The sequence below is a fragment of the Variovorax sp. KBS0712 genome (genome assembly GCF_006323185.2).
Classification (GTDB): domain Bacteria; phylum Pseudomonadota; class Gammaproteobacteria; order Burkholderiales; family Burkholderiaceae_C; genus Variovorax; species Variovorax boronicumulans.
The window spans coordinates 2566129-2588854 of the sequence record NZ_VCCD02000001.1 but is presented as its reverse complement, the minus strand read 5'-3'; the positions used below and the strand labels follow the sequence as shown (position 1 = coordinate 2588854).

25 protein-coding genes, 1 tRNA gene and 1 pseudogene are annotated in these 22726 nt (G+C 65.9%); 11 read left to right on the top strand and 16 right to left on the bottom strand.

What is annotated here, in order from left to right; all coding sequences use genetic code 11:
* Window positions 1–15: 15 nt before the first annotated feature.
* The gene (locus FFI97_RS12010; RefSeq protein WP_062479046.1) at window positions 16–264 is read right to left on the bottom strand and encodes a GlsB/YeaQ/YmgE family stress response membrane protein; all 249 of its coding nucleotides are present in this window, start codon (window positions 262–264) and stop codon (window positions 16–18) included.
* A 277-nt stretch (window positions 265–541) separates the two neighbouring features.
* Here FFI97_RS12010 and FFI97_RS12005 point away from each other — a divergent pair.
* Window positions 542–617: transfer RNA gene (locus FFI97_RS12005), tRNA-His, on the top strand.
* Window positions 618–902: 285 nt separating this feature from the next.
* Complete coding sequence (locus tag FFI97_RS12000) at window positions 903–1250, top strand: H-NS family nucleoid-associated regulatory protein (RefSeq protein WP_056583066.1); 348 nt, start codon at window positions 903–905, stop codon at window positions 1248–1250.
* Window positions 1251–1347: 97 nt separating this feature from the next.
* Here FFI97_RS12000 and FFI97_RS11995 read toward each other — a convergent pair whose 3' ends face one another.
* The gene (locus FFI97_RS11995) at window positions 1348–2334 is read right to left on the bottom strand and encodes an NADPH:quinone oxidoreductase family protein (protein ID WP_095744683.1); all 987 of its coding nucleotides are present in this window, start codon (window positions 2332–2334) and stop codon (window positions 1348–1350) included.
* Between the two features lie 128 nt (window positions 2335–2462).
* On the opposite strand from FFI97_RS11995, the gene surE reads away from it, so the two are divergent.
* The 5 genes from surE (at window position 2463) to rlmD (ending at window position 7507) form a co-directional block, all read left to right on the top strand.
* Complete coding sequence (surE, locus tag FFI97_RS11990) at window positions 2463–3221, top strand: 5'/3'-nucleotidase SurE (RefSeq protein ID WP_139706100.1); 759 nt, start codon at window positions 2463–2465, stop codon at window positions 3219–3221.
* 4 nt (window positions 3222–3225) lie between these two features.
* Complete coding sequence (locus FFI97_RS11985) at window positions 3226–4002, top strand: protein-L-isoaspartate(D-aspartate) O-methyltransferase (protein ID WP_062479039.1); 777 nt, start codon at window positions 3226–3228, stop codon at window positions 4000–4002.
* 11 nt (window positions 4003–4013) lie between these two features.
* Window positions 4014–4925: a peptidoglycan DD-metalloendopeptidase family protein gene (locus FFI97_RS11980; protein ID WP_139706098.1), complete on the top strand. Its 912-nt coding sequence runs from the start codon at window positions 4014–4016 to the stop codon at window positions 4923–4925.
* Window positions 4926–4929: 4 nt separating this feature from the next.
* On the top strand, window positions 4930–6003 hold the full coding sequence (locus tag FFI97_RS11975; protein ID WP_139706096.1) for a sigma-70 family RNA polymerase sigma factor: 1074 nt from the start codon (window positions 4930–4932) through the stop codon (window positions 6001–6003).
* Window positions 6004–6070: 67 nt separating this feature from the next.
* Entirely contained in the window at window positions 6071–7507 is a 1437-nt protein-coding gene (gene rlmD, locus FFI97_RS11970) for a 23S rRNA (uracil(1939)-C(5))-methyltransferase RlmD (RefSeq protein WP_139706094.1), read from the top strand.
* 46 nt (window positions 7508–7553) lie between these two features.
* Here the strand turns inward: rlmD and FFI97_RS11965 are convergent, their stop codons facing one another.
* Window positions 7554–8255 (bottom strand): Bax inhibitor-1/YccA family protein, encoded by a 702-nt coding sequence (locus tag FFI97_RS11965; protein WP_062479032.1) that lies wholly within the window; start codon window positions 8253–8255, stop codon window positions 7554–7556.
* A 171-nt stretch (window positions 8256–8426) separates the two neighbouring features.
* Here FFI97_RS11965 and FFI97_RS11960 point away from each other — a divergent pair, with 171 nt between their 5' ends.
* The gene (locus tag FFI97_RS11960; RefSeq protein WP_056583078.1) at window positions 8427–8834 is read left to right on the top strand and encodes a GlcG/HbpS family heme-binding protein; all 408 of its coding nucleotides are present in this window, start codon (window positions 8427–8429) and stop codon (window positions 8832–8834) included.
* 183 nt (window positions 8835–9017) lie between these two features.
* Here the strand turns inward: FFI97_RS11960 and hemP are convergent, their stop codons facing one another.
* From hemP to FFI97_RS11925, 7 genes and pseudogenes are all read right to left on the bottom strand, one after another.
* Entirely contained in the window at window positions 9018–9230 is a 213-nt protein-coding gene (gene hemP / locus FFI97_RS11955) for a hemin uptake protein HemP (protein ID WP_056583081.1), read from the bottom strand.
* A 105-nt stretch (window positions 9231–9335) separates the two neighbouring features.
* Window positions 9336–9749 (bottom strand): ExbD/TolR family protein, encoded by a 414-nt coding sequence (locus FFI97_RS11950; RefSeq protein ID WP_062479026.1) that lies wholly within the window; start codon window positions 9747–9749, stop codon window positions 9336–9338.
* Window positions 9750–9757: 8 nt separating this feature from the next.
* Window positions 9758–10474, bottom strand: coding sequence for a MotA/TolQ/ExbB proton channel family protein (locus tag FFI97_RS11945; protein ID WP_139706092.1), 717 nt, complete (start codon window positions 10472–10474; stop codon window positions 9758–9760).
* Between the two features lie 22 nt (window positions 10475–10496).
* Window positions 10497–11191: pseudogene (locus FFI97_RS11940) on the bottom strand (energy transducer TonB).
* 101 nt (window positions 11192–11292) lie between these two features.
* Window positions 11293–11565 carry a bacterioferritin-associated ferredoxin gene (locus FFI97_RS11935; protein WP_062473051.1) on the bottom strand — a complete coding sequence of 91 codons (273 nt, stop codon included), beginning with the start codon at window positions 11563–11565 and terminating at the stop codon, window positions 11293–11295.
* A gap of 111 nt (window positions 11566–11676) precedes the next feature.
* Entirely contained in the window at window positions 11677–12357 is a 681-nt protein-coding gene (locus FFI97_RS11930) for a Fe2+-dependent dioxygenase (protein WP_070059743.1), read from the bottom strand.
* A gap of 103 nt (window positions 12358–12460) precedes the next feature.
* Window positions 12461–14842, bottom strand: coding sequence for a catecholate siderophore receptor Fiu (locus FFI97_RS11925; RefSeq protein WP_062473049.1), 2382 nt, complete (start codon window positions 14840–14842; stop codon window positions 12461–12463).
* Between FFI97_RS11925 and FFI97_RS11920 the strand changes: the two genes are divergently transcribed.
* Window positions 14841–15062 carry a hypothetical protein gene (locus tag FFI97_RS11920; RefSeq protein ID WP_139140281.1) on the top strand — a complete coding sequence of 74 codons (222 nt, stop codon included), beginning with the start codon at window positions 14841–14843 and terminating at the stop codon, window positions 15060–15062. The two genes, FFI97_RS11925 and FFI97_RS11920, sit on opposite strands and share 2 nt — an antisense overlap.
* A gap of 18 nt (window positions 15063–15080) precedes the next feature.
* Here the strand turns inward: FFI97_RS11920 and FFI97_RS11915 are convergent, their stop codons facing one another.
* The 6 genes from FFI97_RS11915 to bfr form a co-directional block, all read right to left on the bottom strand.
* Window positions 15081–16445 carry a sulfite reductase subunit alpha gene (locus FFI97_RS11915; protein WP_139706090.1) on the bottom strand — a complete coding sequence of 455 codons (1365 nt, stop codon included), beginning with the start codon at window positions 16443–16445 and terminating at the stop codon, window positions 15081–15083.
* Window positions 16442–17452: an FAD:protein FMN transferase gene (locus tag FFI97_RS11910; RefSeq protein WP_139706088.1), complete on the bottom strand. Its 1011-nt coding sequence runs from the start codon at window positions 17450–17452 to the stop codon at window positions 16442–16444. The genes FFI97_RS11915 and FFI97_RS11910 overlap by 4 nt, the downstream gene beginning before the upstream one ends.
* A gap of 14 nt (window positions 17453–17466) precedes the next feature.
* Window positions 17467–18276: a DUF4198 domain-containing protein gene (locus tag FFI97_RS11905; RefSeq protein ID WP_139706086.1), complete on the bottom strand. Its 810-nt coding sequence runs from the start codon at window positions 18274–18276 to the stop codon at window positions 17467–17469.
* 47 nt (window positions 18277–18323) lie between these two features.
* Window positions 18324–18824, bottom strand: coding sequence for a DUF2271 domain-containing protein (locus FFI97_RS11900; protein WP_185993643.1), 501 nt, complete (start codon window positions 18822–18824; stop codon window positions 18324–18326).
* A 98-nt stretch (window positions 18825–18922) separates the two neighbouring features.
* Entirely contained in the window at window positions 18923–19570 is a 648-nt protein-coding gene (locus FFI97_RS11895; protein ID WP_139706082.1) for a PepSY-associated TM helix domain-containing protein, read from the bottom strand.
* A gap of 131 nt (window positions 19571–19701) precedes the next feature.
* Window positions 19702–20178, bottom strand: coding sequence for a bacterioferritin (gene bfr, locus FFI97_RS11890; protein ID WP_062473038.1), 477 nt, complete (start codon window positions 20176–20178; stop codon window positions 19702–19704).
* A gap of 259 nt (window positions 20179–20437) precedes the next feature.
* Between bfr and ahpC the strand changes: the two genes are divergently transcribed.
* Both ahpC and ahpF read left to right on the top strand, forming a co-directional pair.
* The gene (gene ahpC, locus FFI97_RS11885) at window positions 20438–21001 is read left to right on the top strand and encodes an alkyl hydroperoxide reductase subunit C (protein WP_062473036.1); all 564 of its coding nucleotides are present in this window, start codon (window positions 20438–20440) and stop codon (window positions 20999–21001) included.
* 88 nt (window positions 21002–21089) lie between these two features.
* Window positions 21090–22646, top strand: a complete 1557-nt coding sequence (ahpF, locus tag FFI97_RS11880; protein ID WP_139706080.1) for an alkyl hydroperoxide reductase subunit F — start codon at window positions 21090–21092, stop codon at window positions 22644–22646.
* The last annotated feature ends 80 nt before the right edge of the window (window positions 22647–22726 follow it).

Genomic DNA, 22726 nt, shown 5'->3' with positions numbered 1-22726 from the left:
ACGGCGTCAGGGGGGTCAGCTCTTGCGCTTGATGAGGCCGTAGAGAATCAGCAGCACGATCGCGCCCAGCACGGATGCGATGAAGCCGGCGCCCTGGCCGGCGGTGTACCAGCCCATTGCCTGGCCGAGGTAGGTCACGCCCAGCGAACCTGCAATGCCGATCAGCGTGGTCACGATGAAGCCGGCGGAATCGTTGCCCGGCTTGACGGCGCGCGCCACGAGACCCACGACGAACCCGATCAGGATAGTCCAGACGATGCTCATGAAGAAGTTCCTTTGATGAAGTGAAGTGGCGAAAGCCGGGCCCGGTCGGGCCGCTCGCATTCATGATAGCGGAGCCATTCGCGCGTCGGCGTCGGCCTGCCACATCGAACGGGTGACTGCGAAGTTATGCCCATGGGGCAGGACGCATGTGTGGCGGCAGGCCATCGCGGACGGCCTCTGAAGGCGTTGGGCCGCATGTCGATGTGGCATTTCAGCGTCTTTGGTGATCGCGGGAGCGAAAGCCGCGATTTTTAACGCTACAATCAGAGGCTCTACGGTGGCTGTAGCTCAGTTGGTAGAGTCCCAGATTGTGATTCTGGTCGTCGTGGGTTCGAGTCCCATCAGCCACCCCAAAAAATTCAGTCCCAGCGCTATTTCTCAATAGCACCCAAGGGATTCCAACGCCGGGCTTGCCCGGCGTTGTCATTTCTGGCTTCGCCGTCGCTTCAAGCGCCAGGTTGCACGCCGCATTCTTTCCTCCTCCGCCCCGATTTTGAAAGTACCCAAAATGGTGCGCGTGTGTTGCGGGTTGTTGCATTCCGCCAATGCGCCTGCATTTTTCTGCTGAAAAGGCGCTTGTGGCAAAAGTGGTTTGAATTAGAATTCAGCCGTTTTCAATTCACAACAGGAGTCCAACAATGGCTTCGTCACTCGCCGATATCAATTCCCAGATCCAGAAGCACGACGAGCAGATTGCGCAATTGCGCAAGCAGGCCGAAGACCTGCGTAACCAGGAACGGGCCGGCGTGATCGAAGAAGTGCGCAGGAAGATTGCGGAATACGGTTTGACCGCTTCCGATCTGAAGCTGGGTGGTGGTCGCGCCGCCGCAACCAAGCGCAGCGCAGGTCCTGCAGCCGCCAAGGCCGCCGCCAAATACCGCGGCCCGACGGGCGAAACCTGGTCCGGTGGCCGTGGCCGCAAGCCGCGCTGGGTCACGGAAGCCCTGGCAGCCGGCAAGTCGCTCTCCGATTACGAGATCAAGTGATTGCCTGCAGAAGCAGTTGGACATTCGCCCAATAAAAAAGCCCGCTTCGGCGGGCTTTTTTATTGGATGGCGCGCACGGCGATGCGCGCTCGTCCGATCAGTTCACCATCACGAGTTTTCCCTTGACGCCGCGCGATCCCATGTGCGCATAGGCGGCCTTCAATTCGGCCATCGGCATCGTGCTGTCGATCACCGGCTTGATTTTTCCCTGGCCGTACCACTGGGCCAATTCGGCCATCATCTGCGCATTGGCCTTGGGTTCGCGCTTGGCGAAATCGCCCCAGAACACGCCTACCAGCGACGCGCCTTTGAGCAGCGTGAGATTCAATGGCAGCGACGGGATCGGGCCCGATGCAAAACCGACCACCAAATAGCGACCGCGCCAGCCAATCGAGCGGAATGCGGGTTCTGCGAAATCGCCGCCCACGGGGTCGTAAATCACATCCGGGCCTTTGCCGTCGGTCGCGGCTTTGATGGCATCGCGGAAACCATTGGGCAGTGCGTGCGTCGTGTAATTGATCGTCGCGTCGGCGCCGATCGAGCGGCAGAGCTCGCACTTCTCGTCGGTCGATGCCGCTGCAATCACCTTGGCGCCTGCCGCCTTGGCGATCTGGATGGCCGCGGTGCCCACGCCGCCGGCCGCGCCGAGCACCAGCACCGTTTCGCCGGCCTTGAGTTGCGCGCGGTCCATCAGTGCGTGCCACGAGGTGGCGTAGATCATGATGAAAGCGGCCGCGTCGACATGGCCAAAGCCTTCGGGCAGCGGCATGCACAGCGCGGCGGGTGCCAGCGTGTGGGTGCCGAAGCCGCCCGTGCCCGACAGGCACGCCACGTTCTGGCCGACCTTGAGGTGCGTCACGCCTTCGCCCACCGCCTGGATCACGCCCGCATATTCCGATCCGGGAACGAAGGGCAGCGGCGGCTTCATCTGGTACTTGTTCTGCACGATCAGCAGATCGGGGAAATTCAGGCTGGCGGCCTTGATCTCGATCAGCACCTGGCCCGGGCCCGGCGTGGGGGTGGGCAGTTCTTTCCAGGTCAGCGCGTCGACGCCGGTGGGGTTTTCGCAAAGCCATGCGTGCATGCTCGGGGTCTCCTTCGAATGAGTCGTGTGGGCAATGAATTCGGGGCGATGATAGGCGGCGCTGTGGTGTGGCGTTGTCCCTGCTGCGACGCACCCCGCACCTACAATCCGCTGCACCCAGAAGCACCATGAAGATACTTATTTCCAATGACGATGGCTTTCAGGCGCCGGGCATCGTCGCGTTGCACGACGCACTCAAGGACATCGCCGACGTCGAGGTGGTGGCACCCGAGCACAACAACAGCGCCAAGTCGAACGCACTCACGCTGGCCGCGCCGCTGTATGTGCACAAGGCGCACAACGGTTTCCGCTACGTGACGGGCACGCCGGCCGATTGCGTGCACATCGCGCTCAAGGGCCTGCTCGACTACCGGCCCGACCTGGTGGTCTCGGGCATCAACAACGGCGCCAACATGGGCGACGACACCATCTATTCAGGCACCGTGGGCGCGGCGATGGAGGCCTACCTGTTCGGCATCCCGGCCATCGCCTTCTCGCAGATTGAAAAAGGCTGGGCACACGTGGATGCGGCGGCCCAGGTGGCGCGACGGCTGGTGCAGCAGATCGAGCGCGAGAAGATGCTCGGTGGCCCCGCCTTCCTGCTCAACGTGAACGTGCCGAACCGCCCGTTCGACGAGCTGAAGCCGATCAAGGTCTGCCGCCTTGGCCGTCGCCACGCCGCCGAAAAGGTGATTACGCAGGACAGCCCGCGCGGCGAAACCATGTACTGGATCGCCGGTGCAGGCAGCGCCAAGGACAGCGGGGAGGGCACCGACTTCCATGCGACCGCGGCCGGCCACATCGCGCTGACGCCCTTGCAGATCGACCTGACCGACCACGCCAACCTGGGCCAATGGCGCGAGACGGTCGCCCGTCTCGGCAATTGACGACATGGCGACCCCTCCACGGCCCAGTTTCCCGGTTCGACTGACCCCCACCGCCTCGGCCGCCACGCGCGGGCGCATGCCCGCCGTGCCGGTCAAGCCGATGGTCCCGTCCACGCCCTCCATGGCGTCCGACGCCGTGCGGGCGCGCATGGTGCAAAAGCTCGCGGCGCAGGGCATCACCGATGCGCGCGTGCTGCGCGCCATGGGCACCGTCGAGCGGCATCGCTTCGTCGACAGCGCGCTGGTCAACCAGGCCTATGAAGACACCAGCCTGCCGATCGGGCTGGGGCAGACCATTTCGAAGCCCAACGTGGTGGCCCGCATGATCGAGCTGCTGCTGGGCGCGCCGGCGCTGGTCGGCAAGCCGCAGGAACGGCTGGGCCGCGTGCTCGAGATCGGCACCGGCTGCGGCTACCAGGCCGCGGTGCTGAACGAAGTGGCGACCGAGGTCTACAGCATCGAACGCCTGCGCGGACTGCACGAGCGCGCGCGCACCAATCTGCGGCACTTCCGCCTGGCCACCGTCCACCTGATGTTGGGCGACGGCATGATCGGCTACGCGAAGGGCGCGCCGTACGCGGGCATCATCGCTGCGGCAGGCGGCGAGGCCGTGCCCGAGGCCTGGATCGCGCAGCTCGCGGTGGGCGGGCGCATCGTCGCGCCGACCCATTCCGCCACCGGTGGACAAGCCCTTGTCGTGATCGACAAGACCCCCCGTGGGCTCGAGCGGCGCATTCTTGAGGCGGTTCACTTTGTCCCCCTAAAATCGGGCATCGCTTGAAGGAATAACAAATGCAGGGTTTTGGCAATCGGAGTTTGTTCGCAGGCATCACGTTGGCTGTTGTGCTCGTGATCGCGGGCTGCTCCGCACCGCGCGGTCCCGCACCGGTCGAAGACCGGGGCACCATGACGCGCGCACCCGGGGCAACGACGCCCGGCGGTCCTCCCATCACGACCGACGCGTCCGGCAAACCGCTCCCCGGTATCGAGAACTACGGCAAGCCCGGCTACTACGCCGTGCGCCCCGGTGACTCCATCCGCCGCATCGGCAGCGAAACGGGCCAGCGCTGGCAGGACATTGTGCGTTGGAACAACCTCGACAACCCCGACCTGATCGAGGTCGGTCAGGTGTTGCGCGTGATTCCGCCGACCGGTGGCAGCACCGCGGTCGCCACGGCACCGTCCACCTCTGCGCCTGCTGCGTCCACCGAGGCGACGACCAAACCTGTGGCCCCGCAGGCGTCTGTCACGCCGGCCGTGCCGGCCAGCGGCGCGAGCGGCACCACCAAGCCGCCTGTCACGGCCTCGCCTTCGGGCCCGAGCAGCTCGGGCGACGACGACCTGGGCTGGATCTGGCCTGCCAGCGGTTCGCTGATCGCCGGTTTCGACGAAGCCAAAAACAAGGGCTACGACATCAGCGGCAAGGCCGGCGACCCCGTGCTGGCCGCGGCCGACGGCCGTGTGGTCTACGCCGGTGCCGGCCTGCGCGGCTACGGCAACCTGATCATCCTGAAGCACAACAACACCTACCTCACGGCATATGCGCACAACCAGACGCTGCTCGTGAAGGAAGACCAGTCGGTTCAGAAGGGCCAGAAGATCGCCGAAATGGGCAACAGCGATGCCGATCGCGTGAAGCTGCATTTCGAGATCCGCCGCCAGGGCAAGCCCGTCGACCCGTCGCGCTACCTGCCCAATCGGTGATGCCATGGCTGCCTCCCGCCCTCTTCGCACACTGCCCGTGCGTGGGCTGGCGGGGCAGGGCAGCCCTTCACCTCGAAGCAACGGTGGCCGCAATGGCCATCAGGACAGCGGCGACGAGCCGCTGAACGCAGACTCCCTTCCCGAAGACTCCGACCACAGCCTGCCGATCGCTTCTGCAGCGTCGGCTTCGGTTCACGGTGCCAGCACCGAAGTCATGGGCGGCGAGGGCGCCGATGCCCTGACCATCTACCTGCGCCAGGTCCGGCGCACCGGGCTCTTCACTCCCGCCGAGGAATACACCACCGCCTGCGCCGCACGCGCCGGCGACTTCGCGGCGCGGCAATCGATGATCGAGCACAACCTGCGGCTCGTGGTCAACATCGCCAAGAACTACCTGGGGCGTGGCATGCCGCTGTCCGATCTCATCGAGGAAGGCAACCTCGGGTTGATGCATGCCATCACCAAGTTCGAGCCCGAACGCGGGTTTCGCTTCTCCACGTATGCGACCTGGTGGATCCGCCAGTCGGTCGAGCGCGCCGTCATCACGCAGTCGCGGGCGATCCGCCTGCCGGTGCATGTCGTGCGCGAACTGCAGCAGGTCCTGCGCGCGCGTCGCACGCTCGAGGGCGATGCGGAGTTCCTCGCGAGCCGGCCGGACGGCGTGCGCGTCGAGGACGTGGCCGCGCTGCTCGGTCGCGAGGTGCAGGCGGTGGCCGACCTGCTGGCGCTGGCCGAGGCGCCGCGTTCGCTCGATGCGGGCGACGCGCGCGGCGAAGAAGGCTTCACGCTGGCCGACACCGTGGCCTCCGACGACGAGCAGGGCAACCCCGCCGGCGTGACGCACACGCACGAGGTGGAACGCCTGCTCGACCAGTGGGTGCAGGCCCTCAATGCGCGGGAGCGCGAGGTGCTCGAAGGCCGCTACGGCCTGCACGACCGGGAGCCCGAGACGCTCGAGGTGCTGAGCGTGCGGCTGGGCCTGACGCGCGAGCGCGTGCGGCAGATCCAGAACGAGGCCCTGGCCAAGATGCGCAAGCAGCTGGCGCGCTCCGGCGTCGGCCGTGACGCGCTGTTCTAGCGGTGTAAAGAAAAGAAGGTAACCCGTCGCGCCGGGACCGCCCCGGCCACGCTGAGACAATCGGGGGATGACGGAATCCATCGAAGAAAAGAAAGTCCCCGCGAGCCCCGCCGATGAATGGCTCCAGGTCGAGTCGCTCGACCTGGACGCGCAAGGCGTCTCCCACAAGTCCGACGGCATGGTCGTGTTCATCGAAGGCGCATTGCCCTTCGAGGAGGTGCAGTTCAACGTCCACCGCCGCAAGAACAACTGGGAGCAGGGCACGGTCACGCAGATCCGCCGCGAGTCCTCGCAGCGCGTGCGACCGGGTTGCCCGCACTTCGGCCTGCACACGGGCGCGTGCGGCGGCTGCAAGATGCAGCACCTGGACGCCGCCGCCCAGGTGGCGGTGAAGCAGCGTGCGCTGGAAGACAACCTCTGGCACCTGGGCAAGGTCAAGCCCGAGAACCTGCTGCGCCCGCTCGAAGGCCCGGCCTGGCACTACCGCTACCGCGCGCGCCTGTCGGTGCGCCACGTGGTCAAGAAGGGCACGGTGCTGATCGGCTTTCACGAGCGCAAGAGCCGCTACCTGGCCGACATGCAGGTCTGCCCCGTGCTGCCCAAGCAGGTCAGCGCCATGCTGATGCCGCTGCGCGCGCTGATCGGCTCCATGGACGCGCGCGACACCTGCCCGCAGATCGAGCTGGCCTGCGGCGACGCGCCGGACTCGACCGCGCTGGGCACCATCGCCCTGGTGCTGCGGCACCTGGAGCCGCTGTCGGGCGCCGACATCGGGCGGCTCAAGGCGTTCGCCGCCGAGAACGAGGGCGTTCAATGGTGGCTGCAGGCCAAGGGCCCGGACACCGTGAAGCTGCTGGAAGAGGGCGGCACGCCACTGGCCTACCGCCTGCCCGCGTTCGGCGTGACGATGCCGTTCAAGCCCACCGATTTCACCCAGGTCAACCCGCACATCAACCGTGCGCTGGTCGGCAAGGCGCTGCGCCTGCTCGACGTGCAGCCCGAGGAGCGCGTGATCGACTGGTTCTGCGGCCTGGGCAACTTCACGCTGCCGCTGGCGAGCCAGGCGCGCGAAGTGCTCGGCATCGAGGGCAGCGACACGCTGGTGGCACGCGCCACCGACAACTTCCAGAGAAACCAGCCTGCAACGCCCGAGCGGCGTGCGCTGTCGGCCACCCGGTTCGTGGCGCGCAACCTGTTCGACATGACGCCCGAGATGCTGGTGGCCGACGGCAGTGCCGACAAGTGGCTGGTCGATCCGCCGCGCGAAGGTGCCTTCGCGCTGGCCAAGGCCATGGCCGACCTGCACCAGCAGCCTGAACTGCGCACCGGTGGCTGGACGCCGCCCAAGCGCATCGTGTACGTGAGCTGCAACCCGTCGACGCTGGCGCGCGACGCCGGCCTGCTCGTGCACCAGGCGGGCTACCGCTGCACCTTCGCGGGCGTGGTGAACATGTTCCCGCACACCGCGCACGTCGAGTCGATCGCGGTTTTCGAGCTGGAATGAAAAAAGGCCCCGCGGGGCCTTTTTTATTGGGGTCGGAGCAAGCCGCTCAGTCGCGCTCGCCGCCGAAGATGCCCAGCAGGGCCAGCAGGCTCTGGAACACGTTGAACATGTCCAGGTACAGGGCCAGCGTGGCGCTGATGTAGTTGGTTTCGCCGCCGTCCATGATCTGCTTCAGGTCATAGAGCATGTAGGCCGAGAAGATGCCAATGGCTGCCACCGAGATCACCAGCATGCCGGTGCTCGAGCCCACGAAGACGTTGATGACAGCGCCGAGCATCAGCACCAGGGCGCCGACGAACAGGAACTTGCCCATGCCCGACAGGTCGCGCTTGATGACCGTGGCCAGCGAGGCCATCACGAAGAACACGCCAGCGGTGCCGCCGAAGGCCGTCATGATCAGCTCGGGGCCGTTCTTGAAGCCCAGCACCATCGCGAGCAGGCGCGACAGCATCAGGCCCATGAAGAAGGTGAAACCCAGCAGCACCGGCACGCCGGCGGCGGAGTTCTTGGTCTTCTCGATCGCGAACATGAAGCCGAAGGCGCCGCCCAGGAAGACGATCAGGCCGAGTCCGCCGGTGAGCGAGCGGGTGATGCCGGTGCTCACGCCGATCCAGGCGCCCAGCACGGTGGGCAGCAGGCTCAGCGCCAGCAGCCAATAGGTATTGCGCAGCACGCGCTGGCGTTCGGCCTGCGGCAGTGTCTGGCCGTAGCCGGTGGAAGTGTCGAGGGTGGTCACACGGTCGTTCATGGCCGAAGCTCCTGAGGTTGCTGCATGCAATGACACGCAGTTGGGCGCATTCTAGGGGGCTGCAAGAGGGGGCCTTGCAAAGACCGTATGCCCGTTGTTCTTAAGCCCCGGTGGGACGCTGCGGCGCCCCGCCGTTATGCTGTCGGGTTTCGACGCAACCTGAGCCTATCCATGAAGACCAAATCATTCCTCGAACTCGCCGACGTCAAGGCCATCGCCGCTGCAGCGGAAGCCGAGGCCCTGAAGAACAACTGGGCCGTGACCATCGCCATCTCCGACGACGCCGGCAACCTGCTCTGGCTGCAGCGCCTGGACGGTGCCGCCGCGCTGTCCTCGCACATCGCTCCGGCCAAGGCACACACCGCCGCCATGGGCCGTCGCGAGAGCAAGGTCTATGAAGACATCATCAACGGCGGCCGCACCGCGTTCCTGACGGCGCCCCTGGTGGAAGGCCTGCTCGAAGGCGGCGTGCCGATCGTGAAGGACGGCCACGTCATCGGCGCTGTGGGCGTGAGCGGCGTGAAGTCGAACGAAGATGCGCAGATCGCCAAGGCCGGCATCGCCGCGCTCGGCCTGTAAGCCTTTTCATTCGCCCAAAGCAAAACGCCGACCAGATGGTCGGCGTTTTCTTTTTCGGGGCTTCAGCGTGAAAAAAAGCTTGGCTAGTCGGCGAACCGTTGGCTAGCAAAAAACGACCCTTCGGAGATGAATCTCCTCGAGTCGCCCCACGATGAAACTTGCGCGAGGGGCGGGCTGAACGACCTACTTGGTCAGGATCAGCTTGCCGAGTTTGGTGGCTTGAAGCCGGTAGAGCGAGCCGTTGTGCATGATGCCCACGGTCTTGCTTCCTTTCAGGAGCTCCGTGCTTTCGACCATCGGCGCCGGACGCGCAGCCTGGATCGACACATGACCGCCACCCGATTGGTCGAGCGAAGGGTGGTTCAGGACAGAAAAGGCATTCGGGGTGGCTGGCATCTGGAGTTCCCTTTTATGGAAGCGATGAGTGAATGATAATGATTCTCAATATAAAGTCAATCGTCGCGATCAACTTTTTTTCGATCCGTCATTCACCCGTTCAGATCACTTCGTGTCGGGCTCGGTGATGAAGCCGATCTTGCGCACGCCGGCTTCGCGCGCCTCGGCCATGGCCTTGGCCACGCGCTCGTAGCGCACAGCCTTGTCGCCGCGGATGTGCAGCTCGGGCTGCGGTTCCTTGGCCGCTTCGGCGGCCAGGCGGTTCGGCAGCTCGCTGTCGTCGATCTTCTGCTCGTTCCAGTAGTAGGCGCCGTCGGCCGTGACGCTGAACAGGATGTTCTGCGGCTTGGGCTGCTCAGGTTCGCTGCTGGCGCGGGGCAGGTCAATGTTGACCGCGTGCTTCATGACCGGCACGGTGATGATGAAGATGATCAGGAGCACCAGCATGACGTCGACCAGCGGCGTCATGTTGATCTCGTTCATCACCTCATCGGGTTCGTCTTGCGTTCCGAAAGCCATGATGCTGCTCAGCCCTTCTTGAGGGGAACCACGATCGCTTCATTGCCGCCGCTTTGCACGCGGGCGCCGGTCACGAAGTAGGCGTGCAGGTCGTGGGCGAAGCTGTTGAGCTTGGTCAGCACGAATTTGTTGCCGCGCACCAGGGCGTTGTAGCCCAGCACGGCGGGGATGGCGACCGCCAGGCCCAGGGCCGTCATGATCAGCGCTTCGCCGATCGGGCCGGCCACCTTGTCGATGGTCGCCTGGCCGGCCGAGCCGATGCTCATCAGCGCGTGGTAGATGCCCCAGACGGTGCCGAACAGGCCGATGAACGGCGCCGTCGAACCCACCGAAGCGAGGATGGCGAGGCCGGTCTGCAGGCGCGCCGTGAAGGCGTCGATGCCGTTGCGCAGGGCGCGCGTGATCCAGTCGCTCACGTCGAGCGCGTCATGCAGGTGCGCCTTGGTGTTGCGGTGGTGGGCGGCGGCTTCGCGGCCTTCGAGTGCCAGGGCGCGGAAGGGGTTGCTGTCGTCGGTGCCCAGCTTGTTCAGGGCGGTGGCGAAGTCTTCGCTGTGCCAGAAGTCCTGCGAGTGCTTGGCCAGGCGCTTGTATTTGATGACGTCGAGCGCCTTCACGATGATCACGATCCACGATGCGAGGGACATGCCGATCAACAGAACCGCGACAGCCTTGGTGACGAAGTCGCCCTGATTCCAGACGTTCATCAAGCCAAATTGGGAATCCATACGAAGTTGCTCCAGAGAAAAATTAGTTCAGGACGTAGTTGACGGGGGCGTCGTAAGACATGGCCTGCACCACGCCGTTGACCTTGCCGGGCACGAACCGGCATTTCATGATGTATTCGACGGCGGCCTCGTCGAGGCGGTCGAAGCCGCTGGACTTCTTGACCTCGGCGCTCTTGGGCAGGCCGTCGGCGCCCACGAGCACGCGCACGATCACCTTGCCCTGCTCGCCGAGCCGCTTGCTCATGGCGGGGTAGACCGCCTTCGGGTTCTGCAGGTAGTCGGCATTGCTCGACGGCAGCTGCACGGCGGGCGGCGCCGGGGGCGACGGCGGCGGTGCGGGAGGGGCCGGCGGCGCGGGCGGTGCCGGTGGCGCAGGCGGGGGGGCGGCGGCTCGGTGGTGCCCGCGGGCGCGTTCGGCGCGGGCGTCGGCTTGGGTTCGCGGATGGCCTGCGGGCGCGGCGGCGGCGGTGCCTTGCTCACCTTGGGTTGCGGCGGCGGAGGCGGTGGGGGTGGCGGATCGGCCTTGGGTTTCGGCGGTTCGACGAACTGGCTCAGGATCTCGACGGGAATCACCACTTCGGCGGCCCGGCGCAGCAGGCCGCTTTGCAGCGCCCACAGCGCGGCGCCGTGAAACAGGATCACGCCGCCGGCAATGACGACAGTGCGCGACAGGCCAAGAAAGGAGGGAGGGGGGGCAAAGCGGTCAGACACGATCAACCATTCGAATGCGGGCACTACAAATCGTGCCCCGATTGCAGCAAAACCGCTACAGAGACGCTACTTGCGAAAAATCCACCAGACAGAGCCGGCGACGAGGATCAGGCTGCCGCCGAGAGCCGAGACGAGTTCCATGCTTTGCTTTCCTTGATGGAGTTGGCAAGCTGGATCGCTCTCGGCGCCGATTCGCAGTTCAGGGCGGCGACCGGGTGAGAGACACTGCACTGCGCCACGATGTCGCGGGCACAACCTTCACACTGGCCACACTGGGTGGCCACGCCGAGTTCGAACTGGACTTCGTCGAAAGTCATGCCCGCGCGCACATGACGTGCGATTTCACGGTCAGAGACTCGGCGGCAGACGCAAACGATCATGGCGGTGAAAGCGGCAGTTGGCTGGCTGTTAGATGTGACTCATTATAAATAAGAATCCATCGCATTTGCAATCACTATGACTGACATGCCACCGGACTTTGCAAGCCGGTGTTACACCTCGGCCCAGAGCCGCAAGAGGTTGTGATAGTGGCCGGTGAGCGCCACGGTTTCCTCGCATTCGCCCAGGCGGGCGCGCAGTTTTTGGATGGTCTGGTCGAGTTCGAACAGCATGCCGCGCTGGGCATCGCTGCGCACCATGCTCTGCAGCCAGAAGAAGGAGCACACCCGCGCCCCGCGCGTGACCGGGTGCACGCGGTGCAGGCTGCTCGCCGGGTAGAGGATGAGGTCGCCGGCCGGCAGCTTGACCTCGTGCGAGCCGTAGGTGTCGATCACTTCCAGCTCGCCGCCGTCGTAATCCTCCGGATCGCTCAGGAAGAGGGTGCACGACAGGTCGGTGCGCAGCTGCTGGCTGCTGCCCGGCACCGCGCGCACCGAGCCGTCGACGTGCACGCCGTAGTGCTCGCCGCCCTCGTAGCGGTTGAACAGCGGCGGCACGAAACGCGCGGGCAGCGCGGCCGAGAAGAACAGCGCGTGGCGCGAGAGTGCGGCCAGGATGGTCGCGCCGAGCTCGCGCGAGACGGGCGAAGACTCCGGCAACTGGCGATTGCGCTTCACCTGCGCGCCTTGGTCTCCCACGGTTTCGCGGCCGTCGACCCAGTGGGTGGCGTCGAGTGCGGCGCGCATCTCGCGCACCTGGTCCGGGCTCAGCACGTCGGGCACATGCAGCATCATTTCGGTGAACTCCACAAGAAAAAAGCCCCGGCGCAGGCCGGGGCTCGAGTGTCGCACCGCGCCTGCCGCAGGGGCCGGCACGGAGGCGACGCGGTCGTCGGGATCAGAACGCGAAGTTCGCGGTGATCTTGGCCGAGCGAGGGATGCCCGGCGTGTAGCGGTAGCCGCTCTTGTTGATGGCAGCCGCGTACTGCTTGTCGAACACATTGGCGATGTTCAGCTGGATGTCGACGTTCTTGTTGATGCGGTACGACGCCATGGCATCGAACACCCAGTAGGAATCGATGTAGGCCGGCGTGCCCACGGCGCCGTCGGTGCCGCGGTGCAGCTTGCCGTTGTAGCGCGCGCCACCGCCGACCGTCAGGCCGAACGGGAACTGGTAGGTGGTCCAGGCCGTGAACGAGTTCTTCGGCGTGTAGGTCAGCACGTTGGTGCCGTCGGCCGTGACGTTGGGGCCGCTTTGCACCTTGGTGTCCATCGTGGTGAAGCCGGCACTCATGCCCCAGCGTTCGGTGATGGTGCCCGCCACGCCCAGTTCGATGCCCTGCACGCGCTTCTTGCCGCTCTGGTAGTACAGCGCGGTGTTGGTCGGGTCCTGCACCACTTCATTGGTCACGTCGGTGCGGTAGACCGCGCCGGTCAGCGACAGCTTGTCGTCCAGCACGTCCCACTTCGTGCCCACTTCGAAGGTCTTGGCCTTTTGCGGCAGGAAGTCGGTGCGCGCCGCGCTGTTGCCCGTGCCGGCGGCCGACAGCGAGAAGTTCGCGCCGCCCGGGGGCTGGGCCGAGGTGCCGTAGGCCGCGTAGATGCTGCCGTTCTTCGCGGGCTTGTAGACCACGCCGATCTTGCCGGTGAACAGGTTGTCGGAGAGCTTGAGCGACGAGGGCACCAGCGTGCCGACCGGCAGGCCGGGGTTGGTCGTTGCGGTCGACAGCGTCGCGCTCTGGAACGAGGTGCTGTAGTGGTCGAAGCGCAGGCCGCCGGTGATCTGCCATTGCTCGTTGAGCTTGATGGTGTCGAAGGCGTACAGGCCGACCGTGTTGGTCACGCCCTTGCTGTCGGCGCCGCTGAGCATGCGGTTGTAGCCGTTCACGTACGGGTTCGGCGCGTACAGGTTGGCCACCGGCCAGGCGCCGTTCTGCACGACCTTGCCGTTGAACGTGGCGCCGGGGCTGAAGTAGCCCAGGCTCGACTGCTCTTCACGGATCAGCTCGACGCCCGCGCTGAGCGAGTGGCTCAGGCTGCCGGTGTTGAACTTGGCGGTCACGTTCGTCTGGTTGACGAAGATCGTGTTTTCCTGGTTCTTGTTGGTCGGCAGGTTGCGCGTGGTCGTCCAGGTGGACGGCAGGCCCGGGATCGGCGTACTGAGGAACGCGGTGTTGCCCGAGGGCGGCGGGTTGCCGTTGGTGCCCAGGCCGCCGAGCATGAACGCCGTCAGCATGTAGTCCTGCTTCGTCTTGCCGTAGCGGGTGGTGTTGCGCAGCGTGACGTCGGGCGTGAAGTCGTGCTCCACGCGCGCGGTGAACATGTCGGCCGTCACCTTGTTGAAGTCGTAGGCGGTGCCGTAGAAATTCTTCGGATCAACCGGCGCTGCGTAGTTCAGGAAGCTGCGGCGACGTGCGCCGAGAGCGACCGGATCGGGGTTCGAATAGCTGGGCAGGCCGATGGTCGGCACGCCGCCATCGGGCACGTTGTCCTGGTCGACGTGCAGGTAGTCGAAGTAGAAGCGCGTGGGCGAATTCAGGCCGAGGGCGATCGACGGTGCAATGGCGGTGCGCTTGTTCTTGACGAAGTCGCGGCCGGGCACGCCCGAGTCTTCCATCGCCGCATTCAGGCGGAAGGCCGCGCCGATGCCGTTGGCGCTGCTGAGCGACTTGTTCCAGTCGATGCTGCCGCGCTTGTAGTCGGCGCTGCCGAAACCGAGCGAGCCCAGGAAGCTGTCTTCGAGCTTCGGCTTCTTGGTGACCAGGTTGATGTAGCCGGTGGGCGAGGTGCGGCCCACGTCGGTGCCCGACGGGCCCTTCACGACTTCGACCTGCTCGATGTTGAACATGTCGCGCGAGACCGAGCCCAGGTCGCGGATGCCGTCCACGAAGATGCTGCTGGAGCTGTCGAAGCCGCGCATGAAGACGGCGTCGCCGGTGTTCGTGTTGCCGTTCTCGCCCAGGAAGAAGGTGCCGACGCCGGCGGTGTTGCGCAGCGCTTCGGTGAGCGTGGTCGCGCCCTGTTCGCGAATGATCTGTTCCTTGATCACCTGGATGGTCTGCGGCGTGTTCACCAGCGGGGCCGTGAACTTCGGGTTGGCCGAGGTGTCGGTCTTGTAGTCGGCGGCGCTCGAATCCTGCACGCGGACTTCAGGCAGGGCCCGCCCGGTCTGGGCAAAGGCGGCGGGGGCTGCGATGGCCAGCAGCGTGGCTGCGGCGGCGCCCGAAAGGTGAGGAACGGCGCGTGCGACGGCGTGTTTGCGGCTCTTGATATAGGCCATGTTGTTTTCTCCAGAAAGGGCGGGCGGGCAGAGCTCGACTGGCTGGGTCCGGGCGGCGCACTCTCGGGGAGAAAAAGGGCGGCAAGACTGGCTGGGTGAGCTGATTTGCGAAGGGTTTTTGCAAATCGATGCAAATGATATTGCTTCTCAATACCAAGGTGCTCAACTGGCCGCTTTTAACCAGAAAGTTTCGCCCGCTCCGTTGCCGGCGCGCAACTGACGAGGCCGCGCGGGCCGTTCAATAGACGTCGCGGCGGTAGTGTCCGCTGGCCGACAGCTCGGCCCAGAGGTCGTCGCCGGCGATCTGCCGCAGCGCCGCGTCCACGCCCGACGCCATGCCCTGCAGGCTGCCGCAGACATAGACGGCGGCGCCGTCGCGCAGCCAGGCTTGCAGCGTGTCGGCCACCTGCAGCAGGCGGTGCTGCACGTAGAAGCGCTCGGCCTGGTCGCGCGAGAACACCATGTCGAGCCGGGCGAGCGTGCCATCGGCCTGCCAGGCTTCGATTTCCTGGCGGCAGAGGAAGTCGTGGGCGGACTGGCGCTCGCCGAACACGAGCCAGTTGTCCTTGCGGCCGGCCGCGGCGCGCGCGCGCAGGTGGGCGCGCAGGCCGGCCAGGCCGGTGCCGTTGCCGATCAGGATCAGCGGACGGCTCTCGTTGCCCTCCAGCCGGAAGCCGCGATGCGGCCGCAGGCGCAGCGCCACGGAGTCGCCGACCGAAAGCGTCGAGGTGAGCAGGCCCGACGCGGCGCCCATCGAGCCGTCGGGGTGCTGTTCCTGCCGCACGAGCAGTTGCAGTTCGCCATCGGCGGGCAGGGAGGCGATCGAGTAGTCGCGTGGCCGCGCCGGATCGCTTGCGATTGCGACCTGCGCCAGGTCGCCCGAAGCCCAGTGCGGCAGGGCGCCGGCTTGTGGCGTGAGGCCGAGATGGAAGACCGGGCCGCCCGTGCTGCCGGCGTTGAGCAGTTCGCGCCGCGTGAGCCGCCAGGGCGCAAAGCTCGCCGGGGCGTCGTCGCCGCCCTCCGGCGCATCGCCCCAGCGGGCGTGCCAATCGGCGAGCGCGGCGGGATCGCTGTTGTCGACCTCGATGGGTTCGAAGTCGCGCACGGCGCCGGCCGTGTGAAGCCACGCGTCGAGCGCGCGGCCGAAGCCGCAGAAGTGGGTGTACTGGCGGTCTCCCAGCGCCAGCACGGCGTAGCGCAGCGATGGCAGCGCCAGCGGCGCGCCCATCACGCGCTCGGCGAACACGCTGGCGCCGTCGGGTGCATCGCCTTCGCCGTAGGTGCTGGCCACGAAGAGGGCGCGGCGGGCCGAGGCCAGCGTGGCGCTGTCGAGGGCATTGAGGGCCATCACGCGTACGGCCGTGCCCGCCGCGCGCAGCCGCCGCGCGGTCTGCCACGCGATGGTTTCCGCCTGGCCGGTCTGGCTGGCGAACAGCACGAGGGTGGGCGAGGCCTGCGCGCCGTCACCGGCCGACAGCGCCGCGGCTTCGCGGGCGGCCGTGGCGTGCAGCCGCCGCTGGCGTGCGTAGATGCCCAGGCACAGCGCGGCATAGGCCGCGACCGTCGCGCTGGCGGCCAGCGCGCGCCACAGGGTCTCGGTCATGCGCCCGCCTGCGCGAGCCACGCGCGCGTGGCCTGCTCGGTGAGCGATCCGTCGTCGGCGCGGGCGATGAACAGGGCCGCGATGTCGCGCTGCTGCGCGAAGGCCAGACCCTCGTCGGGTCCGAGCACGGTCAGCACGGTGGCGAGCGCGTCCGCCTGCATGCACTGCGGGTGCAGCACGGTGACGCTGGCCAGCGCATGCGCCACCGGCTCGCCGTCACGCGGATCGATGGTGTGCGACCAGCTGCGGCCTTCGACCGCGCGCCGGTGCCAGCGGTCGCCCGAGGTGGCCACGGCCATGTCGGCCAGGGCGATGCGTTGCGGCGTCGGCATCTCGGTGTCGACCTGCACCTGCCACGGCGCGCCGCCGGGTCGCCGGCCGATGCCGCGCAGCTCGCCGCCGACCTCGAACAGCAGGTCGGTGAGGCCGAGCGCGCGCAGCGCGTCGACGCCGTGGTCCACCGCGAAGCCCTTGGCGATGCCCGACAGGTCGAGCTGCACGCCGCCGGGTTGCATCAGCGTGTGGTTGACCTCATCGAAGGTCAGCCGTTGCCAGCCAACGTTCGAGTGGATCGCGGCCAGCGCGTCGCGTGAGGGCAGGGCGTTGTCCTGTGACGCTGCGGGGCCGAAGCCCCAGCGCGCCACCAGCGCACCGACCGTCGGATCGATCGCGCCGCCGCTGGCCTGCGCCCACGCGAGGGCGCACTGCATCACCTGTGCGAACTCCGCCGGCAGCGCATGGCGCGAACCGGCGGGCGCGGTGTTGAAGCGGCTGATGAGGGAGTCGGGTTCCCAATGGCTCATCTGCGTGATGACGCGCGCGAGCGCCGCCTCGACCGCCTCGCGCACCTGCGCGAGCGGCAGCATCCGCGGGTTGTCGAAGCGCAGCGACCAGGTCGTGCCCATCGTCTGCCCGCCGAGCTGCTGGAGGCTGGTGGGATCGGCGGGACGGGGAACGGCCGCGTTGGCGTAGCCGCCCGCGCGCCAGGTGCTGAAGGAAAGGCCCAAGGAAAAACGCAGGGTCAGGGCATCACTTCCAGGGTGGCCGCGTAGCTCAGGCGGCGTTCCTTGGCTTGCGGCACGGTGGTCTTGCTGTCCTTGGTGCTGGCGTCGAGCCAGTACATGCCGGCGGCCGGCCAGGTCACGCTGAACTGGCCCTTGTCGTCGGTCTTGAGCTTGAGTTCGTCGAGCTTGTCGCGGTACTGGGTGTTGCCGGCGGTCACGGTCACTTCGAGGTCCTTGGCGGGCTTGCCGTCCAGGTGCAGCGTGAAGGTGGCCTTCTCGCCCTTGGCCAGGTCGGTCGGGCTGCCGGCCGAGATCAGTTCCAGGCCCTGGCCGATGGGCTTGAGCGCCGAGGGCTTGCCGACGGTCACGAAGGTCTCGATGCGGCCGGCCGATTGGGTGATGGTCACGTCCTGCGCATCGGCCGGGATTTCCTTGGTGATGGTTTCGGCCGTGCCGCGGGCGCGCTTGTTCTGGCCCGTGGCCTTGTCCTTCCAGGCGGCGAACGCGCCGTTGTTGACCACCGCGATGCGGTAGGTACCCGGCTGCGCGACGTTCACGTCGAACACGTTGCGCAGCTTGAGCTTGGCTTCGGATTCCGGCTTGACCGAGCTGCCGTCGGGGGCGGTGATCTGCAGGCCGTCCAGGCGCAGCGGCGCATGGTTGGCAACGAACAGGTCGTTCGACACGGCGGCGTCGACGCTCACGGTGTCGGCCTTCGACAGCACGGTGGTCGAGGGCAGCAGCCAGGCGTTGTGCGCCTGGGTCACGGAGGCAACGGCCGAGAGGGCGAGGGCGAGGCCGGCGGCGCGCAGGGTGAAGCGGGTCATGGTGGTCCTTGGAATGAGAGAGGGGGCGGAGTGGGTGACGGCGGCGTTCAGGGCTTGAGTTCGAGCTTGATCTCGCCGAGCTCTTCCTTGCCGGCCGCGACCGGTTGTGCGGCGGCGGTGGGCGGCCACTGGAACGGGATGGTCACGACCTCGCGGCCGCCGACTTCACGGGCGGCTTCCACCACCAGCTTGTAGGCGCCGGGAGCGAGCTTGGGCATGGCGCCCGTGCCTTCGGTAAAGCTCAGCTGGTGCTTGCCCGCGGGCTTGGAGGCGCCGGTGACGCCATCGACCGGCACCGCCAGTTCACGGCCGCCGCGGCGCCACCACTGGCGCATGTCCTTGAGCCACTTGGTGCCTTCGCCCTCGGGGTTGTTGGTCTTGGTGCGCACGTCGTACCAGACGGCCAGCGTGCCGGCCATCGTGCTGTCGGCGCGTTCGATCCAGGTCGCCACGTAGGGGCGGTGGTACTCCGACACGTTGAGCCGGGGAATCTCGATGTTGACCGACAGGCCGGCGGCAATGGCCGGGGCCGCGAACAGCGCCGACATGGCGATCGGTGCGAGCGAGTAGCGAAGGTGCACGGGAAAACCTCTTTCTTCGTGAATCAGCAAAGACAACGCACGGGCCGATCCGTCGATCGGATCGGTCAGTGAATGAACAGCAACGCGAGCAGCACCGGCACCACCAGCCCCATGCCCACCATGGGCCAGGTGAAGGGGCGGTTGCCCGCGTGCATCTTGAGAATGAACAGCCCGGTGACCGAGAAGACCAGCGTGGCGGCCGCGAAGATGTCGATGAACCAGCTCCAGGCGGTGCCGGTGTTGCGGCCCTTGTGCAGGTCGTTGAAGTAGGAGAGCCAGCCGCGGTCGGTGCGCTCGTATTCGACCTCGCCCTCGGGCAGGCTCAGGCGCAGCCAGGCGTCGCCGCCGGGGCGGGGGAGCGAGAGATAGATTTCGTCGTCGGACCACTCGGCCTCGCGGCCGGCGGTGTCGATGTCCCATTGCTTGCGCAGCCAGGCTTGCAGTTCGGCGGGAAGCGGCGCCTTGCCCTGCTGGGCCTTGGCGGCCGGCAGTTGCTGTTCGAGGCGGGCGCGCAATGTGTCGTCGACCGTGCCGTTGTGCGTGGTGACCACCGGCTTGGCCTCGATCTGGCCCGCGTGGTTGAGCGTGAAGCCCGTGACGCTGAACAGGATCATCCCGACGAGACAGATGGCGGAACTGACCCAATGCCACTCGTGGAGGGTCTTGAGCCAATAGGCGCGGCGGCGGTTGTCGGAACGGGCGGGGGCAGTCATCGAAAGCGCGAATTGTAGTCGCGCGAATGAGAATGACTGCTATTCAGTGGCTATGAAGTTAAGTAAAGAGCAATAAAAAACGGGGCCGAAGCCCCGTTTGTTTGCAATGCCGTGGCGGCGTTGCGTTGTGCTTACTCGAGCTCGCCCACTTGCAACTGCAGGTAGTTCTGCAGGCCGACGCGGTCGATCAGGTCGATCTGCGTCTCGAGGAAGTCGATGTGCTCCTCGGTGTCGTCCAGGATCTCTTGCAGCAGGTCGCGCGAGACATAGTCGCGCACCGATTCGCAATGCGCGATGCCGTCCTTGATGGTCGCTTGCGCGCCGGTTTCGGCGCCGAGGTCGCAGCGCAGCAGCTCGGGCACGTCTTCGCCGATGTTCAGCTTGCCCAGGTCCTGCAGGTTGGGCAGGCCGTCGAGCATGAAGATGCGGTCCATAAGCTTGTCGGCGTGCTTCATCTCGCCGATGGATTCCTCGTATTCCTTCTTCGCCAGCTTGTCCAGGCCCCAGTGCTTGAGCATGCGGTAGTGGAGGAAGTACTGGTTGATCGCGGTCAGCTCGTTCTTGAGCTGCGCCTGCAGGTGTTCGATGACTTTGGGGTCGCCCTTCATGATTATTTTCCTTGTTCTGAAAGCGGTGATTGTCGGAGGGGCGAACACACGCTTGCAAGCAAACCCATGCTGCGCCGGTCTGCATGCGTGTGATGGTGATACACGTTCGTATTGACCTGGCGCAAGGCGACGCGCGAGGCGATGGCAAACATAGCGGGTTCCAATACTTTCAATAGTTGATATCTATCAAAAATGATATATTGGTAGTTATACTCATGGCTCACGCTTATTTTTCCAACCGCAGCATCCAAGGAATCACATGTCCCTGATCAACACCGCAGTCCAACCTTTCAAGACCCAGGCTTACCTCAACGGCAAGTTCATCGATGTGTCCGACGAGACGCTCAAGGGCAAGTGGTCTGTGCTGATCTTCATGCCGGCGGCCTTCACCTTCAACTGCCCGACCGAAGTCGAAGACGCGGCCGACCACTACCCCGAGTTCCAGAAGCTGGGTGCCGAGGTCTACATCGTGACCACCGACACGCACTTCTCGCACAAGGTCTGGCACGACACGTCGCCGGCCGTCGGCAAGGCCAAGTTCCCCCTGGTGGGCGACCCGACCCACACGCTGACCAACGCGTTCGGCGTGCACATCCCCGAAGAAGGCCTGGCACTGCGCGGCACCTTCGTGATCAACCCCGACGGCATCATCAAGACCGCCGAAGTGCACTCCAACGAAATCGCCCGCGACGTGAAGGAAACCCTGCGCAAGCTCAAGGCCGCGGTCTACACCGCCGAGCACCCGAACGAAGTCTGCCCGGCCAAGTGGAATGACGGCGACAAGACCATCGCTCCGTCGTTCGACCTCGTCGGCAAGATCTAAGCGCCCCGCGCAAAGCCCGGGCGCTCACGAGGCCCCGGGCTTTTTTGTCCCCAGTTGATAGTTTCCAGTTATCGAAAGAGAGTCCGCCATGCTTGACGCCAGCACCAAAGCCCAATTGAAGAGTTACCTCGAACGCGCCACGCAGCCGATCGAGATCGTTGCCTCGCTCGACGACAGCAAGGCTTCGGGCGAAATGCTGTCGCTGCTGAAGGACGTTGCCGAAGTCTCACCGCTGGTCACGCTGACCGAAAGCCGCGACGACAGCCACCGCAAGCCCTCGTTCTCGGTCAACCGCCCGAGCGAAAACCACGGCCCGCGCTTTGCCGGCCTGCCGATGGGCCATGAATTCACGTCGCTGATCCTTGCGCTGCTGCAGATCGGCGGCTACCCCCCGAAGGTCGAGCAAGCCGTGCTTGACCAGATCAAGGCGCTCGACGGCGATTTCGAGTTCGAAATCTACGTCTCGCTCACCTGCCACAACTGCCCCGACGTGGTCCAGGCGCTGAACCTGATGGCCATCCAGAACCCCCGCATCCGCACCACGATGATCGAGGGCGGCACCTTCCAGGACGAAGTGAAGGAACGCCAGATCATGGCTGTGCCGACCGTGTTCCTGAACGGCACCGAGTTCGGCCAGGGCCGCATGAGCCTGGAAGAAATCCTCGCCAAGATCGACACCAGCGGCGTCGAGCGCGAAGCCGCGAAGATCGCCGCCAAGGACGCCTTCGACGTGCTGATCGTCGGCGGTGGCCCCGCCGGTGCCGCTGCCGCGGTGTACGCCGCACGCAAGGGCATCCGCACGGGCGTTGCCTCGGAGCGCTTCGGCGGCCAGGTGCTCGACACGCTGGGCATCGAGAACTTCATCTCGATCAAGGAAACCGAAGGACCGAAGTTCGCCCACGCCCTCGAAGAGCATGTGCGCGACTACGACGTCGACATCATGAACCTGCAGCGCGCCAAGGCACTGGTGCCGGGCAAGGAGCTGATCGAGGTGCAGCTCGAAAGCGGCGCGTCGCTCAAGAGCAAGACCGTCATCATCTCGACCGGTGCCCGCTGGCGCAACATCAACGTGCCGGGCGAGCACGAGTTCAAGAACAAGGGCGTGGCCTACTGCCCGCACTGTGACGGCCCGCTGTTCAAGGGCAAGCGCGTGGCGGTGATCGGCGGCGGCAACTCGGGCGTCGAGGCGGCCATCGATCTGGCCGGCATCGTCGGCCACGTGACGCTGATCGAGTTCGACACGCAACTGCGCGCCGACGCCGTGCTGCAGCGCAAGCTCAAGAGCCTGAAGAACGTCGACATCTTCACCAACGCGCAGACCACCGAGATCACCGGCGACCAGAAGGTCAACGGGCTGGTCTACAAGGATCGCGCATCGGGCGAGCTGAAGAAGGTCGAGCTCGAAGGCGTGTTCATCCAGATCGGCCTGGTGCCCAACACCGACTGGCTCAAGGGCACGGTCGAGCTGACGAAGCACGGCGAGATCGTTGTCGACGCGCGCGGCCAGACCTCGGTGCCCGGCGTGTTCGCGGCGGGTGACGTCACCACGGTGCCGTTCAAGCAGATCATCATCGCGGCCGGCGACGGCGCGAAGGCGGCGCTCGGTGCGTTCGACCACCTGATCCGCACGACGGCCCCTGCGTGAGTAAGTCTTAAGTGCCTGAAGTTGTGAAGATGAGAATTATTCTCATACAATAAAAACACGGGCACACCGCTGCCCCTCAT

Bases quoted from the DNA above. Each gene is read 5' to 3' on its own strand.
- ahpC (WP_062473036.1), top strand. From the start codon at position 20,438: ATGTCCCTGATCAACACCGCAGTCCAACCTTTCAAGACCCAGGCTTAC.
- hemP (WP_056583081.1), bottom strand. From the start codon at position 9,230: ATGCCAGCCACCCCGAATGCCTTTTCTGTCCTGAACCACCCTTCGCTC.
- FFI97_RS11905 (WP_139706086.1), bottom strand. From the start codon at position 18,276: ATGACCCGCTTCACCCTGCGCGCCGCCGGCCTCGCCCTCGCCCTCTCG.
- FFI97_RS11930 (WP_070059743.1), bottom strand. From the start codon at position 12,357: ATGATGCTGCATGTGCCCGACGTGCTGAGCCCGGACCAGGTGCGCGAG.
- rlmD (WP_139706094.1), top strand. From the start codon at position 6,071: ATGACGGAATCCATCGAAGAAAAGAAAGTCCCCGCGAGCCCCGCCGAT.
- FFI97_RS12000 (WP_056583066.1), top strand. From the start codon at position 903: ATGGCTTCGTCACTCGCCGATATCAATTCCCAGATCCAGAAGCACGAC.
- FFI97_RS12010 (WP_062479046.1), bottom strand. From the start codon at position 264: ATGAGCATCGTCTGGACTATCCTGATCGGGTTCGTCGTGGGTCTCGTG.
- FFI97_RS11995 (WP_095744683.1), bottom strand. From the start codon at position 2,334: ATGCACGCATGGCTTTGCGAAAACCCCACCGGCGTCGACGCGCTGACC.
- FFI97_RS11925 (WP_062473049.1), bottom strand. From the start codon at position 14,842: ATGGCCTATATCAAGAGCCGCAAACACGCCGTCGCACGCGCCGTTCCT.
- surE (WP_139706100.1), top strand. From the start codon at position 2,463: ATGAAGATACTTATTTCCAATGACGATGGCTTTCAGGCGCCGGGCATC.
- FFI97_RS11985 (WP_062479039.1), top strand. From the start codon at position 3,226: ATGGCGACCCCTCCACGGCCCAGTTTCCCGGTTCGACTGACCCCCACC.
- FFI97_RS11950 (WP_062479026.1), bottom strand. From the start codon at position 9,749: ATGGCTTTCGGAACGCAAGACGAACCCGATGAGGTGATGAACGAGATC.
- bfr (WP_062473038.1), bottom strand. From the start codon at position 20,178: ATGAAGGGCGACCCCAAAGTCATCGAACACCTGCAGGCGCAGCTCAAG.
- FFI97_RS11975 (WP_139706096.1), top strand. From the start codon at position 4,930: ATGGCTGCCTCCCGCCCTCTTCGCACACTGCCCGTGCGTGGGCTGGCG.
- FFI97_RS11900 (WP_185993643.1), bottom strand. From the start codon at position 18,824: ATGTCGGCGCTGTTCGCGGCCCCGGCCATTGCCGCCGGCCTGTCGGTC.
- FFI97_RS11935 (WP_062473051.1), bottom strand. From the start codon at position 11,565: ATGATCGTTTGCGTCTGCCGCCGAGTCTCTGACCGTGAAATCGCACGT.
- FFI97_RS11920 (WP_139140281.1), top strand. From the start codon at position 14,841: ATGTTGTTTTCTCCAGAAAGGGCGGGCGGGCAGAGCTCGACTGGCTGG.
- FFI97_RS11965 (WP_062479032.1), bottom strand. From the start codon at position 8,255: ATGAACGACCGTGTGACCACCCTCGACACTTCCACCGGCTACGGCCAG.
- ahpF (WP_139706080.1), top strand. From the start codon at position 21,090: ATGCTTGACGCCAGCACCAAAGCCCAATTGAAGAGTTACCTCGAACGC.
- FFI97_RS11915 (WP_139706090.1), bottom strand. From the start codon at position 16,445: ATGACCGAGACCCTGTGGCGCGCGCTGGCCGCCAGCGCGACGGTCGCG.
- FFI97_RS11945 (WP_139706092.1), bottom strand. From the start codon at position 10,474: ATGGATTCCCAATTTGGCTTGATGAACGTCTGGAATCAGGGCGACTTC.
- FFI97_RS11980 (WP_139706098.1), top strand. From the start codon at position 4,014: ATGCAGGGTTTTGGCAATCGGAGTTTGTTCGCAGGCATCACGTTGGCT.
- FFI97_RS11895 (WP_139706082.1), bottom strand. From the start codon at position 19,570: ATGACTGCCCCCGCCCGTTCCGACAACCGCCGCCGCGCCTATTGGCTC.
- FFI97_RS11960 (WP_056583078.1), top strand. From the start codon at position 8,427: ATGAAGACCAAATCATTCCTCGAACTCGCCGACGTCAAGGCCATCGCC.